This window comes from Staphylococcus agnetis, from assembly GCF_011466855.1.
Lineage (GTDB): Bacteria > Bacillota > Bacilli > Staphylococcales > Staphylococcaceae > Staphylococcus > Staphylococcus agnetis.
In genome coordinates this window covers 2033361-2047143 of sequence record NZ_CP045927.1, presented here as the reverse complement: position 1 = coordinate 2047143, position 13783 = coordinate 2033361, and the positions used below count along the sequence as shown (strand labels likewise).

The following is a 13783-nucleotide window of genomic DNA, read 5'->3' as shown; positions in this document are numbered from 1 at the left end:
TTTTGAATGCTTATCGCCCCTAAAATTGGATTTCCTGGTGAAAGGATATTTAATGACCCGATATTAATATCAGGTAGTTGCAATCCGAATCCCCATTGTAGGCTTAAAATCACAATCTGAGCGGCACAAGCGGATCGCATCATTCATATTTTAAATGGGTGTATTCAAAAAGAAGAGGTAAGGTTGCGAATACGAATCCTGTTACTGCTACTGATATAGATATGGCACGTCAAGTTAAAGGGGTTAAAGACGTCAAAATTAAAACAAATGATGAGAACGGTTTAACAAGTAAAGCAAGTAGCACGAATAAAAAAACAGACATCGCGATAAAGCCAGTCTCTTCCGCGAAAGACGTTGAAGAAGGTCAAGCATTTACAAAAGATGATAATGACATGACAGAGCGTGTGGCGACTATTAGTTCAGATGTTGTTGACACTTTATTCAAAGGCGATGCAATTGGAAAAACGATTTATATCGATGGAATGGGATTTACAGTTAAGGGCATTCATGATGAGTTTATGACCCCAAATCTCGTACAAGTTCAGACAAAAACAGTAAAACGATACTTACCTACGTTGACATCATCACTGCCACAATTAGAATTGACATTTCAAGAATCTATGAGTAAAAAAGAAGTTGGTAATGCCGTTGCAGATAAATTAAACAAAAATGGCTCGGCGGTTGGTGATGGCACATATCAATATACAGATTTAGAAGCGTTAATGAAAAATATCAATAACGTGTTCGATGCAATTACCTATTTTGTGGCAGCAGTTGCAGGTATTTCATTATTTATAGCAGGTATTGGTGTGATGAATGTAATGTATATTTCAGTCGCAGAACGAACAGAAGAAATCGCGATTCGTCGTGCTTTTGGAGCAAAGGGGAGAGATATTGAATTGCAATTTCTCACAGAAAGTATTATTCTATGCTTGATTGGTGGCGTGATTGGTTTGGTTATCGGTATGGGTATTGCGTCTATCGTGGATGCATTAACGCCAGAATATATACGCAGTTCAGTCACTTTGGGTTCTGTTTTACTCGCTGTTGGTGTATCTTCATTCATTGGGATTGTTTTTGGTTGGATTCCAGCACGTGCAGCTTCTAAGAAAGAACTTATCGATATTATCAAATAGTGTTTAAATGAGTGTTTTGTTGAAAGGTTAAAAAGAGGGAAAATGTAGAGTGAAAAATAGAAGTAGAGCTTTATTAAAGAAAGTAATGTTAGGTTTAGTAGCTTTAGTCATTTTGATAGGTAGTGCAAGTATTTATCGTTATTTTAAACGCCAACATGAACAACACCTTACAGAATTTATAACCCAGCAACATGCGAAAGATGGCATCAAATCGGATAAAATTCCGCGATTAAAAACAATGGTTGATCAAAATAACAGCACGTATGCTACGATTGATCAATATTTAAATAAGACTGATTTTAATGGGGGTATTGCCATTTTTGACAATGGCGAGTTGAAAATGAATAAAGGGTATGGGTTCCAAGATATCGAAGCCGGTAAAAAGAATGGGCCTAATACACTTTATCTCATTGGGTCAGCGCAAAAGTTTTTTACAGGGATAATGGTTAAAAAATTAGAATTAGATGGTAAAATTCATCTTAATGATTTCGTAGATGACTATTTGCCTGATTTTGAAACCAATCCAAAAATCACATTAAAAGATTTGATGTTACATCGTAGTGGTTTATATCGATATGAAGGCTCTCATGATATCTTGGATTTAGACGGTGCCGTACAAGCCATTCATGATAAAGGGATCAATCCTAAAACGTATCATAAACATTTTTATAACGATGCGAATTATCTTGTGCTTGCGAAAGTGGTGGAAGAAGTCACGCAAAAAAGTTATACAGAAAACTATTATAAAGCATTTGCCAAGCCGTTCAATCTTAATCATAGTGCGTTTTATAATGATGTCCGATATCAACAAGATATGGCCAAAGGATACAAATTAAGTGATCATATTCCCGTGTTTAAACAACCCGTGTTTTTAGATCAGTATTATGGCGCGGGCAATTTATATATGTCGCCTTACGATATGGGCAAGATGATTCGAAAATTGCAAACGAACCAAGTATTTTCATCACAAGAAACAGAGTCGTATTTGCATGAAATTAAGTCTTCACGTTACCCAGAAAATTACCGTTATGGCTTTTATGTATTTCCAGACTTTAACCGCATCAATGGTGTGTTTTTTGGACAAACATTTACAGCTTACTTTAACGGTCGTTTTACAGTCGTTCTAGCTACGAATTATGAAAACCATAAACCGAATTTGAACGAAAATAAAATTAAACACATCTTTTTTGATATATTACAACAACCAAAAAGGAAAAAATAAAATCTTATAAATAGCTTTATACTACCCGCAAAGTCGATGTCTTAGTGGGTAGTTTTTCATGTTGTTTTTCAATAGAGAAAAGATACATTGTAACTATCAATAAAATCATCTTTGTGTGATCAACGGCATATTATTGCATAGAATGATGCGTTTTATATACTGCGTCATCGTGGTATATAATAGGGATAATATATTGAACAGGAGGCTTTGATCATGAAAACTTTTTATAAAGCATGTGCATATGTGGCCGGTATGATTGGGGTAATGGTCATGTGGGGCGTCGCGATTTTAACACTCCAACAATATCGTGTTGACGCGGATATGAATAAAGATGTCAAAACATCATAACAACTTAGAAAATATGAGGTGAATGAATGAAAGTCCTACTCATCGAAGACAATCGCATGATTGGGGATTTATTTCAAAATATGTTGAAACTTCGTTAGTACACTGTAGGTTGGTTAACGACTGGAGAAGAGGTAGCATTATATATGGATCAAATTCATTACGACATCATTCTCGTGGACTGGATGTTACCGGATACGAATGGTGTGGATATTATCCAGCGCATACGTGATGGGGGCAATCCAGTCCCTATTATTATGTTAACAGCGAAATCGCAAACTGCAGATAAAGTTGAAGGACTTATTGCAGGAGCAGATGGTTATGTGACGAAACCGTTTGAGTTTGAAGAATTAGAAGCACGTATGCTTGCGGTAATGAAACGGTATCATGCGATGGACCATCACGTGAAAACAATAGGGAACATGACGTTTGATTATCAAAAACATCATGTTATGAAAGATGGGCATATCTTAGAGTTTACCCAAAAAGAGTATCAATTATTAGAACTTTTATTTTTTAAATGCGGTTGTTTCAAGGGGCTTAATTATTGAAAAATTATGGTATTTAGATCAAATCGTAACTGACAATAATATTGATGCACTCGTTCGACAACTTAGAAAAAAATTAACGCAACTGCATACATCACTTCAAATTAAAAGTATTCGCGGCGTAGGTTATAAATTGGAAGTGATAACATGACAAACTATCGATTTTGGCCAGCTTTTCTAAAATATGCAGGAATATTATTTGCCTTATTAAGTGTCTTGTTCATCATTATTGTTATCTTATTTAGTTATAAATTAAATCAAGAAATTAATGAGACGGCTAAACGTCAGACATTAAGTGTTCAAACAACACTCGCACAACATCAAAATGTCAACCCAACGCATGATTATTTTGTTGTGAAACATGGAAAAATCATTGAGGCATCCACACCATTTTCAACACGAGAACTTGAAACACGATTTCTTCAAAATTTAACGAGTACACCATATATTATTGTAGCTGGGCACTTAGGTGCAAGTATTACTTACGGGAACTAAGGAGGATTAAGGAATGCAAAGAAATTATTATTTCCACCATGTCGAACACCGAAAACTTCAAAAAAGCTCTAAAAAAACTTTATGTGCGTCATTAATCATTACATTATTTTTTACAATTGTAGAGTTTGCTGGAGGGATACTTTCTAACTCACTGGCTTTACTTTCTGATTCCTTTCACATGTTGAGTGATGTGATAGCACTTGGTTTGTCAATGGTGGCAATCTACTTTGCAAGCCGTAAACCAACTGCAAAATATACTTTTGGATATTTAAGATTTGAAATTATCGCGGCCTTTTTAAATGGTTTGGCATTAGCAATCATTTCAATTTGGATTTTTTATGAAGCAATCATGCGCATCATCTACCCAAAACCTGTTGAAAGCGGTTTAATGCTTGTTATTGCTACGATTGGTTTAATCGTGAACATCGTTTTAACGATCATTTTAATGCGCTCACTTAAAAGTGAAAACAATATTAATATCCAAAGTGCGTTATGGCACTTTATAGGAGACTTATTGAACTCTGTGGGTGTTATTTTAGCTGTGGTACTTATTTATTTTACAGGTATTCAAATGATTGACCCGATTTTAAGTATGGTCATTGCTGTAGTCATTTTACGTGGGGGCTACAAAATTATGCGTAATGCTGTATCGATTTTGATGGAATCAGTACCTGAGCATTTGGATACTGATGAAATTATGGATGATATGAAACGTGTGGATCAAGTCCTTGATGTACATGAATTCCATTTATGGTCCATTACAACTGCGCACTACTCATTAAGTGCACATGTTGTACTAGATAGTAAAAGTGGTCATGACGCATATGAAACGATAAATAAATTAGAACGATTGCTAAAAGAAAAGTATGGTTTATCCCATACAACACTTCAAATTGAACATTTAGAAATGAATCATTTAGATGAAGCTTACTTTGAAGAGATAAAATAAACCTTTTAAATAAACAAGTCAGCATTTTTGGCGTAATGAAATAGCCTTCGAATTCATGAACAGATGAATTTGAAGGCTATTCATATACGATTATATGAGAAATGCCCGTTGCGTCGTTACAAGGCGCAATAGAAGTTGCTGATAAATTGATATTAGAAATGTTACGTGAAATATTAAAGTTGATGCGTGGTAGGTTGATTTTGCCCGGCTAACAGCAATATCCAAGTAACGATGATAAACGGTAGCGTTAAAATTGGAATGCCAAAGGGTTCTAATAGTGTAGCGGTAGCGCCATAAATCATCGGTGTCAATACTATAACAAGCACAAGTATGAGATAACGATGATACCGTGTTAAGCTCCTAAATGTAACTGCCACAGCAATAACGGTCAATATTATATTGTATCCCAATAGCCCGTGGCTGAATGCTATCGCATCAGTGCCTAAAACATATACAAATAACATTGAAAGCACGTTGGCGATGATGACGAAAAAACCGGTCCATCTTGATGCAATAAAGAAAGCGATGATAATTAAGATTCCTGATACAACATTTTCAACGAGAAATATTTGACTCATACTATTAAAAAAAGCAATCACAGGGTGCAGAGGTTGTGTAACATCAATCGTTGCGGTGTGTTTCAAAGGTAAAACTTTGACAGTACTTTTTAAAAATGCAAATTGTTGATTCATGAGCAATACCATCCATGTCACCAACACAAATGGTGTTGTGAGTTCTGGAAGTTGATAACGTCTTAATACGGTTTGCATCGATTTAGCAAGTGGCATTGCGATAATCGTTGCAATCAAACACACCATGACAGTTTGCCATGTCATCACCATAAAAATAGTCAATCCAATGGCAACAAGTACACTATTAAATCCTGCTAATCCTGCGTGAATTTCCTCTCTTGTATACCCAAACCATGGTGCGGTCACCAAACTGATGGCACTTCCTATCATAGCCGCCAAACCGACTTTCCAATCTCCTATCCACAGCGCAATCAGAATAAGTAATCCTGTCCAGACATTCTCAAGTAAAACGACTTGTGAAATATTCTTCAAAAAACTTTGTAGTGGTAAAGGCATGTACAATCCCTCTTTCCAATAATTTCTCAACCATCAATCAAAAATTTGAACGGAATAAGCTATATTAATATAATTTGTTTGTAATCGGAACCCCTTACATAGAATAGATATAGTTATAATTTACTTTTTAATAATAACATAATCGTTTGAAGGTGGTCATTTAAAGGATTATAATTTGTTTGTAAGTTTTATTTTTGCGAAAAGGGAGTGAGTGATGAGATGAATTTTACACAAAGAGAACAAGATAAACTCATGCTTGTTGTTGCAGCTGATTTGGCACGACGCCGTAAAGCGCGTGGATTAAAGTTAAACCATCCTGAGGCAGTTGCATTAATCAGCTATGAGATTTTAGAAGGTGCACGTGATGGTAAATCTGTTGCAGAACTGATGAGTTATGGACGTGAAATTTTAAATAAAGATGATGTCATGGATGGCGTTGAATCAATGGTGACAGATATTGAAATAGAAGCCACGTTTCCAGATGGAACAAAACTTGTTACTATCCATCATCCGATTGTTTAGGAGGATTAAGATGAAACCAGGGGAAATCATAGTACAATCAAGTGAAATTATGATAAATGAAGGACGTTCAAACACGAAATTAACAGTAAAAAATAGTGGCGACCGCCCGGTTCAAGTGGGGTCACACTATCATTTTTACGAGGCCAATCCGGCATTAACGTTTAATCGCGAGGAAGCTTACGGGAAACATTTGGATATACCTGCTGGTGCTGCAGTACGCTTTGAGCCAGGAGATGAAAAAGAAATTCGTTTAGTGCGATATGCTGGAGAACAAAAAATATATGGCTTTCATGGTGAAGTTGATGGGCCACTCGATCAATCCCGCATCACAGCACCGAATATGGAAGAGGGAAGTGACGTCAAATGAGCTTTAAAATGACGGAATCTCAATATACCAGTTTATACGGTCCAACAGTTGGAGACGCAATCCGCTTAGGTGATACGAATCTTTTCGCGAAGGTTGAGAAAGATTATGCTCAATACGGTGATGAAGTCGCGTTTGGTGGCGGAAAATCAATTCGTGATGGTATGGGACAAAACCCAAATGCAACACGTGACAATAAAAAAGTAGCAGACTTAGTCATTACGAATGCAGTGATTATCGATCATGATAAAGTGATCAAAGCTGATATCGGTGTGAAAAATGGATATATCATGAAAATAGGTAAAGCAGGAAACCCTGATATTATGGATAATGTGGACATTATCATTGGTGCTTCTACTGAAATCATTGCAGCGGAAGGAAGCATTATCACTGCTGGTGGCATTGATACCCACGTGCATTTTATTAACCCAGAACAATCCGAAATCGCATTAGAAAGCGGGATTACGACGCAAATTGGTGGCGGTACAGGTGCGACGGAAGGGACTAAAGCTACTACAGTAACACCAGGTTCTTGGCATGTACATCGTATGCTTCAAGCTGCAGAAGCGTTACCTGTTAACGTCGGTTTTACAGGTAAAGGTCAAGCGGTCAATCATACTGCGTTAGTCGAACAAATCCATGCAGGTGTCATTGGTCTAAAAGTACATGAAGACTGGGGGGCAACACCGTCAGCATTACGTCATGCGTTAGAAGTGGCGGATGAGTATGACATACAAATCGCGCTCCACGCAGATACACTTAACGAAGCCGGCTTTATGGAAGATACAATGAAAGCCATTGGTGACAAAGTGCTTCATATGTATCATACAGAAGGGGCCGGTGGCGGTCATGCGCCTGATTTAATTAAAGCAGCGGCATACAAAAATATTTTACCTTCATCAACAAACCCAACACTCCCGTATACACACAACACTGTTGATGAACATTTAGATATGGTTATGATAACGCACCATTTAAATGCATCGATTCCAGAAGATGTGGCATTTGCAGATTCACGAATTCGAAAAGAAACGATTGCAGCTGAAGATGTACTCCAAGATATGGGGGTCTTCAGTATGGTGAGTTCAGATTCCCAAGCAATGGGGCGTGTCGGTGAAGTGATTACGCGAACATGGCAAGTGGCACATCGAATGAAAGCGCAACGTGGTCCATTAGAAGGTGATGGTGAACATAACGACAACAATCGTATTCGCCGTTATATTTCAAAATATACGATTAACCCTGCGATTACACATGGGATTTCAGACTACGTGGGTTCAGTAGATGAAGGCAAATTGGCTGATTTAGTGATGTGGGATCCACGATTTTTTGGTGTAAAACCTACATTAGTAATTAAAGGTGGCTTAATCAATGTTGCTATCAATGGGGATGCCAATGGCTCTATTCCGACATCAGAACCAATCAAATATCGTCCGATGTATGGCCAATATGGTGGCAATATGCAAAGCACTTCTTTGACATTTGTGTCACAAGCTGCATATCAGGATGGCATACGTCGCACATTAGATTTAAAGCGACACGTGCGTCCAGTTAAAAATATCCGCAATCTTTCTAAAAAAGATATGGTGAATAATGATGCATTGCCTCAACTTGATGTGGATCCAGAAACATATGAAGTATTTGTAGATGGTGAGAAGATTACGAGTGAAGCAGCGACAGAATTGCCGTTAACACAACGCTATTTCTTATTCTAAACCTAAATATAAAACATAAAAATGCCTACAATTTTGGTTATTAAAATCAAAAGTGTAGGCATTTTTTATTGTATTAAAAAATAACATCGCTACATTTGGATTTTAAAATAAAATATGCTATTGAAAAACTATTTCGCAATTGGTAAATTAAAAAGTGTAAAAAATGAATAGGGGTGTTTGATACATATGAAAAAAGGAATCGTTTTGATTATGATGTCATTGCTACTCGTTGCTTGTGGGAATAGCGAAGACAAGGGAAAAGAAAAAGCTGAAAAACCAACTAAGGAAAATACAACTGAAACGTTAAAATTATCAGATGCAGAGCAATATAAACCAGAGGGTGAATTTAAAGGTAAACATTATGAAACTAAGAAGTTTAAGGTTGATTTTCAAAAGATGTCTCGAGTAGAAATGACAGGTTTTGATAACAAAAAATTCCAAGCCATTGTGATAGGTTATGAAGTGACAAACAAATCAGATGAAAAAATTTCAGCAATCGACGCTTGGATAAAAGGTTTTAACATTTATCAAGAAGTAGATGGTAAGGCTAAAGAATTAGAAGTAACGCCGTTATTGGATGACTCACATAAAAGTGAGTATGATATGCTTTCAGATAAAAAAATAAAAAAAGGTGGCAAATATAAAGCGATGATTCTATTTAAGTTAGAAAATACATCGGACCCAATCATTATTGAGGGGACTAATGAGAATCATGAGTCACTAGGTAAACAAAAATTTAAATTAGAAGCATTTAACGATGGTAAGTTTTAGGGGGATGAAGCATATGAAAAAAATATTAAGTGCACTATGTGTATCAACGCTTTTGCTGAGTGGCTGTGGTCTTATTGGAAACGATAAAGATGACAAAAAAGCATCTGAGGAAAACATTGGGGATGGTTATTTTAAAGGTGACACATTAAGAACTAAAGATGCTGAAATTAAAATAAAAGGTTCAAAACTTGTAGAGAATTTTAGACAAGATGATAAAAGAGGACCTTATATCGTTTTTGAATATGAATATACGAATAAAAGTAAAAAAAATATGACCGCTGAAAAGTCATGGGATGATCATTTTGAACTTATTAAAGATACTAAAAATATAGAAGAAAAAATTTCAAAAAGTTATATTTATATTAAAGATAATACGAAGTATCATGACTTAAATGAGAATAGCAATGTATTAGTTAAACAGAATGACAATGTCACAGCAATAGTTGCTTATTCAATAAAAAAAGAACCTTCTAAATTAATACTCAAAGGCCATACTACAGATGACGAAATTGAATCAAAAGCATTAGGTGAAAAAGTCATTAAGGTTGAAAAATAATACATGTATTTATTGACTAAAAGCTATCAAAGCGTATTTAGAACGTTTTGATAGCTTTTATATATTACTTTTAAATTAAAAGATGTATTTGGCACTTGCACAGAGTTTTAATTAAAATGTCTTTCATAAAAGCGAAATAGAAGATATAGCAAAACCTATGTTTTTGAAAGGTAAATTAGAAATAAAAGAATGTCTTGTATAGTTAATTTAGACATGATACATTTAAAAATATGTTTAAACTACGTAATGATTCCGATTTATACAGAGAAGAATAGAGGTGCACAAATGATTTTATCTGACAACGATATTAAAGGATACATACAATCGGGAGCACTTAAAGTGTCGCCATATGAGGCATCACATGTTGAGCCTGCTTCTATTGATTTAACGTTAGCAGATCATTTTTTAAGACCATTACAACCAATGAATGGTACACAAAAGTTAAGCGAGCCTATTCAGTATGAAGAAATCCATCAAAAGAGTGTAGTGGTTCCAGCACATGGATTTATTTTGGCGACGACCCAAGAATATATTAAACTACCTGAAAACTTAACTGGCTTTGTTGAAGGTAGAAGTTCGATTGGACGTGCAGGATTATTTATTCAAAACGCAGGGTGGGTTGATCCTGGTTTTGAAGGTGCAATCACATTAGAACTGTATAATGCGAATGACTTTCCTTTAGAAATTGAACAGAATCAACGTATTTGTCAAATTGTTTTAGCAGAAACAAAAACCGCACCCGATGCAATTTATTCAGGAAAATATCAAGGTCAAGCCACGACTACAGGAAGCCGCGTATTTAGAGACTGGATGAAGGATGGTGGCTATTAATGGAAATCGTAATTATGACAGGGTTTTTAGGTGGTGGTAAGACATCAACTTTAAACTTTCTTATCCAAGATGCGATTGATCACAATTTGAAGCCTGCTGTCATCATGAATGATTTTGGAGAACGTAATGTAGACCAATATTTTATAAGTGAACCAATACATATTAAAACAATGACGAATGGTTGTATTTGTTGCACGTTTAAAAAAGATGTTGCATCACAACTTCATTCCATTTATTTAGAGCATCAACCTGACATTATTTTTATTGAATGTAGTGGACTTGCACATCCATTAGAAGTGTATGATGCATGTTTGACGCCGGTGTTGACACCTATAGTAGAGCGTGTACGCATGTTAGGTGTTATCGATGCGTCTGTATATGATCAAAAAGATGACTATCCAGAAGATATTCGTAATTTGATTAAAGAACAAACGCAATTTTGTAGTCATTTAATTTTAAATAAAATAGATCTTATCGATACAACGCGTTTACTTTATATCGTTAATAAACTTGAAGCAGATTATCCGGGCATTCCTTACGTTCTGACACAATTTGGAGAAGTGACGTTAAATGAAATGCCTGAACAAGCGGTGATTGAACAACAATCACGTCCAACAACACATGGTGCACTGACGCAATGCTTCCACGAATTTAATAAACCTATTAAACAATCCGCACTTATAGAAGGCTTGAAACAGTTAGAAGGACACATTTATCGTGTGAAAGGGTTTGTTGAGGTTGAAGGCATTGACCAACCGTGTATTATGCAATATGTTCCAGGACACCTCGAACTTAAACCGTGTCAAATGGATATGCCATCCTATTTAGTTGTCATCGGTCATCAACTTTGTCCGAAAAAAGTAATGCATACATTTGATGATGTCGAAATGGCATCTTAAGATATGAAAAAGAGGGGTTATTGACCGACTATTGTAGCCTGTTAAAATGGCGCTAAGATAGGTACAACATACCCAAATGTATATAGCCATCAACATTCATTGATTCGTGAATGTTGATGTTTTTTTAAATTAAATAGTAAAGAGTGTAATTATAGATGATATGAACTATATGTCACAATATGTACAAAGGGATACGTTGAGTAAGCGTTTTCAAAGTGTTAAAATGAAGGTGTAAAGATAAGAGCCATATTATAAAAAGGGGTGACATTTTATGTATGAAAATGTACTAGTTCCTTATGATTTTGGGAATAGCTTCAAAAACGTACCGGATCAATTGAAAAAATTAACACATGGCGCTACAACGTATAACATCGTTATTTTTAACGTGATTTCTGAAACAGAATTGGCGAATTATGTGCGATACCAAGGTAAGCACTTTGAGGACGTTGTTGAAGAAAAGAAAGAAGAAATGCGACCATTTCTTAACACTTTAGATGAGCATGATTTGAAATATCAAATTAAATTTACTACTGGAAGTCCTACGCACGAAATTGTAAATGAAATTGAAGGGTACGATTATGACATTGTTGTAATGAGTAACAAACGTGCGGAAATGGATATTAAGCATGTGCTTGGTCATGTCACACATAAAATTGCAAAACGGGTAAATGTGCCTGTACTTATAGTGAAATAATAGCATGTTTTTAGCCTTCGAATATTGACCTCATGTCATGGGGGCAATATGATGCGCATAGGATAATGAAACATCGCGGTTAAAATTGATATCGCCTTCAAAGTTCATCTCATGATGAATTTTGAAGGCTTTTTCGTGTTGAAATAGGGATTACCTTAAAATACTTATTTACGCTTTACATTGTTAAAGTGTTCTCATATAATGAACAAGTGACTTTATAAAACTAATTTTATAAAATATTCAGAAAATTTAATATAATGTTGTTTTTAGGAAGGGAATTTCAAGTGAATAAATTTGTAATTATATCTGGATTGATGTTGTTTTCTTTATTCTTTGGAGCGGGTAATTTAATTTTTCCTCCAATGTTAGGGCATACAGCAGGTATCCACGTTTGGCAAGCAATGTCTGGTTTTGTCATAACTGGGATATTGTTACCGTGTTTAGCAGTTATTATCGTTGCCTATTATAATGAAGGTGTTGAAAGTATCGGCAATCGAATTCATCCCATTTTTGGTACGACATTTGCCTTTGTCGTTTACTTAACGGCAGGTGCTTTTTATGGTATTCCAAGGGCTTCAAACGTTGCATATGAAATAGGTGTTGCCCCGATATTACCTGTGCACAATACGGCCACTCTTGTCGCTTTTGCGATATGTTTTTTCACAATCGTAACACTTTTGGCGATGTTTCCTACACGTATCATGAATGTTTTGGGTAAATATTTGACACCTATATTACTGGTTGTTATCGGATTATTATGTTTATTAGCTATTATCAACGCCGAACAGTCGCCAGTTGCTTCAAAAGGCGCCTTTGTCCAACAACCGACATTAAACGGGGTGCTTGAAGGCTATTTTACGCTAGATGTATTAGGTGCGCTAATATTTTCGGTTGTCGTGGTCAATCAATTTAAAGCCCATGGTGTGACTGGGAAACGTCAATTAACAATACGCGTATTGCAAGCGGTGCTCATTGCAGCAACTTTGCTCGGTGCAGTTTATATGGCACTTGCTTGGATGGGAGCGACGACGCCTTCTTCAGAAACCATCCATAATGGGACGTCTATATTAACATACCAATCAACGCGTGTTTTTGGCATGTATGGACATTATTTGTTTGCGCTCATCGTGTTGCTTGCGTGTTTAACGACATGCGTCGGATTAATCAACGCATGTGCATCATTTACAATCAATTATGTCCCTAAGTTAGGCTATAAAAGACTAGTATTGTTATTTGCAACATTTGGCTTGTTTTTTACGACATTTGGTTTAAATACGATTTTAAAAATCGCACAGCCGATCTTGTTATTTATTTATCCCGTTGCGATTGTTCTCGTGCTAGTGTCGCTTGTTAATATGGTCTTTCCGTATCGTTTAAGATGGACTTATATCATTCCTACAATGGTGACATTACTTTTATCCATTGTTCAAGTGGCATTAACATTCAACTGGACAATTCCATGGCTTACAGATTTTTACCAACGTATGCCGTTAGCCGCATCTCAACTTGGATGGCTCATCCCATTTGTGATTTGTACATGTGTGGGGCTAGTCATCGATCATATATATCATAAACATATTGCAACAGTATAATGTGTTTTAATCACTGCTGAGAAATCATGAACCCTCTATTTTATCCTTTCGATAAT

Annotated in this window: 16 protein-coding genes and 1 pseudogene; 16 read left to right on the top strand and 1 reads right to left on the bottom strand. The window is 35.9% G+C overall.

What is annotated here, in order from left to right; translation table 11 throughout:
* The first annotated feature begins 158 nt into the window (after positions 1–158).
* The 7 genes and pseudogenes from GJE18_RS10385 (at position 159) to GJE18_RS10360 (ending at position 4695) form a co-directional block, all read left to right on the top strand.
* Entirely contained in the window at positions 159–1136 is a 978-nt protein-coding gene (locus GJE18_RS10385) for an ABC transporter permease (RefSeq protein ID WP_240928875.1), read from the top strand.
* A gap of 85 nt (positions 1137–1221) precedes the next feature.
* Positions 1222–2358, top strand: a complete 1137-nt coding sequence (locus tag GJE18_RS10380) for a serine hydrolase domain-containing protein (protein WP_107368838.1) — start codon at positions 1222–1224, stop codon at positions 2356–2358.
* Positions 2359–2571: 213 nt separating this feature from the next.
* Complete coding sequence (locus tag GJE18_RS12275; RefSeq protein ID WP_262618805.1) at positions 2572–2706, top strand: hypothetical protein; 135 nt, start codon at positions 2572–2574, stop codon at positions 2704–2706.
* 110 nt (positions 2707–2816) lie between these two features.
* Positions 2817–3254 (top strand): annotated as a pseudogene (locus GJE18_RS10375) (response regulator transcription factor); the annotation flags it as partial.
* The gene (locus tag GJE18_RS12355; RefSeq protein WP_082624790.1) at positions 3247–3402 is read left to right on the top strand and encodes a helix-turn-helix domain-containing protein; all 156 of its coding nucleotides are present in this window, start codon (positions 3247–3249) and stop codon (positions 3400–3402) included. The pseudogene GJE18_RS10375 and the gene GJE18_RS12355, both read left to right, overlap by 8 nt.
* Positions 3399–3746, top strand: a complete 348-nt coding sequence (locus GJE18_RS10365; RefSeq protein ID WP_107368834.1) for a hypothetical protein — start codon at positions 3399–3401, stop codon at positions 3744–3746. Before GJE18_RS12355 ends, GJE18_RS10365 begins: the two co-directional genes overlap by 4 nt.
* Before the next feature lie 13 nt (positions 3747–3759).
* The gene (locus GJE18_RS10360) at positions 3760–4695 is read left to right on the top strand and encodes a cation diffusion facilitator family transporter (RefSeq protein ID WP_165886143.1); all 936 of its coding nucleotides are present in this window, start codon (positions 3760–3762) and stop codon (positions 4693–4695) included.
* Positions 4696–4868: 173 nt separating this feature from the next.
* On the opposite strand, the gene yut is transcribed toward GJE18_RS10360, so the two are convergent.
* Complete coding sequence (yut, locus tag GJE18_RS10355) at positions 4869–5783, bottom strand: urea transporter (RefSeq protein WP_107368835.1); 915 nt, start codon at positions 5781–5783, stop codon at positions 4869–4871.
* Between the two features lie 219 nt (positions 5784–6002).
* Between yut and GJE18_RS10350 the strand changes: the two genes are divergently transcribed.
* The 9 genes from GJE18_RS10350 (at position 6003) to brnQ (ending at position 13727) form a co-directional block, all read left to right on the top strand.
* Positions 6003–6305 carry an urease subunit gamma gene (locus GJE18_RS10350; RefSeq protein ID WP_060551826.1) on the top strand — a complete coding sequence of 101 codons (303 nt, stop codon included), beginning with the start codon at positions 6003–6005 and terminating at the stop codon, positions 6303–6305.
* Positions 6306–6315: 10 nt separating this feature from the next.
* A complete protein-coding gene (locus GJE18_RS10345; protein WP_060551825.1) occupies positions 6316–6672 on the top strand; it encodes an urease subunit beta in 357 nt (118 codons plus the stop codon).
* Positions 6669–8384: an urease subunit alpha gene (gene ureC / locus GJE18_RS10340; RefSeq protein WP_085741096.1), complete on the top strand. Its 1716-nt coding sequence runs from the start codon at positions 6669–6671 to the stop codon at positions 8382–8384. Before GJE18_RS10345 ends, ureC begins: the two co-directional genes overlap by 4 nt.
* Positions 8385–8570: 186 nt before the next feature.
* Positions 8571–9155, top strand: a complete 585-nt coding sequence (locus GJE18_RS10335; protein WP_060551823.1) for a DUF5067 domain-containing protein — start codon at positions 8571–8573, stop codon at positions 9153–9155.
* A gap of 13 nt (positions 9156–9168) precedes the next feature.
* A complete protein-coding gene (locus tag GJE18_RS10330; RefSeq protein WP_060551822.1) occupies positions 9169–9711 on the top strand; it encodes a DUF5067 domain-containing protein in 543 nt (180 codons plus the stop codon).
* A gap of 285 nt (positions 9712–9996) precedes the next feature.
* Positions 9997–10542, top strand: a complete 546-nt coding sequence (dcd, locus tag GJE18_RS10325; RefSeq protein WP_060551821.1) for a dCTP deaminase — start codon at positions 9997–9999, stop codon at positions 10540–10542.
* Positions 10542–11441: a CobW family GTP-binding protein gene (locus tag GJE18_RS10320; protein ID WP_037567311.1), complete on the top strand. Its 900-nt coding sequence runs from the start codon at positions 10542–10544 to the stop codon at positions 11439–11441. The genes dcd and GJE18_RS10320 overlap by 1 nt, the downstream gene beginning before the upstream one ends.
* Positions 11442–11712: 271 nt before the next feature.
* Positions 11713–12135, top strand: coding sequence for a universal stress protein (locus tag GJE18_RS10315; RefSeq protein ID WP_060551820.1), 423 nt, complete (start codon positions 11713–11715; stop codon positions 12133–12135).
* Positions 12136–12419: 284 nt separating this feature from the next.
* Positions 12420–13727 (top strand): branched-chain amino acid transport system II carrier protein, encoded by a 1308-nt coding sequence (gene brnQ, locus GJE18_RS10310; RefSeq protein WP_107368924.1) that lies wholly within the window; start codon positions 12420–12422, stop codon positions 13725–13727.
* The last annotated feature ends 56 nt before the right edge of the window (positions 13728–13783 follow it).

Excerpts from the sequence above, each read along its gene's own strand:
- GJE18_RS10315 (WP_060551820.1), top strand. The coding sequence starts at position 11,713 with ATGTATGAAAATGTACTAGTTCCTTATGATTTTGGGAATAGCTTCAAA.
- GJE18_RS10365 (WP_107368834.1), top strand. The coding sequence starts at position 3,399 with ATGACAAACTATCGATTTTGGCCAGCTTTTCTAAAATATGCAGGAATA.
- GJE18_RS12275 (WP_262618805.1), top strand. The coding sequence starts at position 2,572 with ATGAAAACTTTTTATAAAGCATGTGCATATGTGGCCGGTATGATTGGG.
- GJE18_RS10360 (WP_165886143.1), top strand. The coding sequence starts at position 3,760 with ATGCAAAGAAATTATTATTTCCACCATGTCGAACACCGAAAACTTCAA.
- ureC (WP_085741096.1), top strand. The coding sequence starts at position 6,669 with ATGAGCTTTAAAATGACGGAATCTCAATATACCAGTTTATACGGTCCA.
- dcd (WP_060551821.1), top strand. The coding sequence starts at position 9,997 with ATGATTTTATCTGACAACGATATTAAAGGATACATACAATCGGGAGCA.
- GJE18_RS10335 (WP_060551823.1), top strand. The coding sequence starts at position 8,571 with ATGAAAAAAGGAATCGTTTTGATTATGATGTCATTGCTACTCGTTGCT.
- GJE18_RS10350 (WP_060551826.1), top strand. The coding sequence starts at position 6,003 with ATGAATTTTACACAAAGAGAACAAGATAAACTCATGCTTGTTGTTGCA.
- yut (WP_107368835.1), bottom strand. The coding sequence starts at position 5,783 with ATGCCTTTACCACTACAAAGTTTTTTGAAGAATATTTCACAAGTCGTT.
- GJE18_RS10330 (WP_060551822.1), top strand. The coding sequence starts at position 9,169 with ATGAAAAAAATATTAAGTGCACTATGTGTATCAACGCTTTTGCTGAGT.
- GJE18_RS10320 (WP_037567311.1), top strand. The coding sequence starts at position 10,542 with ATGGAAATCGTAATTATGACAGGGTTTTTAGGTGGTGGTAAGACATCA.
- GJE18_RS10345 (WP_060551825.1), top strand. The coding sequence starts at position 6,316 with ATGAAACCAGGGGAAATCATAGTACAATCAAGTGAAATTATGATAAAT.
- GJE18_RS10380 (WP_107368838.1), top strand. The coding sequence starts at position 1,222 with ATGTTAGGTTTAGTAGCTTTAGTCATTTTGATAGGTAGTGCAAGTATT.